This window comes from Lysinibacillus sp. UGB7, from assembly GCF_049058285.1.
Lineage (GTDB): Bacteria > Bacillota > Bacilli > Bacillales_A > Planococcaceae > Lysinibacillus > Lysinibacillus sphaericus_B.
Genome location: NZ_JBMGUV010000106.1, coordinates 1 through 676, shown reverse-complemented (window position 1 = coordinate 676; position 676 = coordinate 1). Strand labels below are relative to the sequence as shown.

General features: G+C 37.4%; 1 pseudogene. It reads right to left on the bottom strand.

Going from position 1 to position 676, the window contains the following annotated elements:
* Window positions 1-656, bottom strand: a pseudogene (locus ACOMCU_RS28195) (transposase); the annotation flags it as partial.
* Window positions 657-676: the final 20 nt, after the last annotated feature.

Below are 676 nucleotides of genomic sequence, written 5' to 3'. Positions count from 1 at the left end.
AAATCACTCACGATGACAGCCAACGGCTCTTCTTGCTCAAATTGGCGCTGTAATTCATTTTTTATCGGCGCTTCATTACATGTTGATTTATGCAGCTTATACTGTGCTACTGTATAGTTTGATACTAGACCTTTCATTAAACGATCAATTCGACGACGTGATACGTGTTTTGGCTCTGGTAATTTACTTAGTTCTTTCTTGATTTTACGCGTACCATAATTGTTACGGCTTTTTTTGAAAATACGAGCAATCTCTTTGGAAATCTCTTTATCTTCAGTTTTTAGCGCACGTTTGCCACAAACATCGGCATGATAGTAATACGTACTTTTCGGAATATCAAGGACGTCACACATTGCTGATACTGAATATTTGAGCGTTATTTCGAATCACATCTATTTTCGTCCCATGATCAGCGCTGCTTGCTTTAAAATATCATTCTCCATCAGTAAACGTTGGTTTTCTTTGCGTAATCGAGCTAGTTCGTTATCTTCTTCAGAGCGATTATCTTTGGCAGCGAATGAACTGGTTTCTTGATGGTTTTTAATCCAACGGTCTAAAGCCGAAGGCGTTATATCGTATTCTCGGGCAATATCTGCACGAGATTTTCCATTTTCATAAAGTTTTACTAATTGCAATTTAAATTCAGATGTAAAAGTTCAACGTTGACGTGACATAG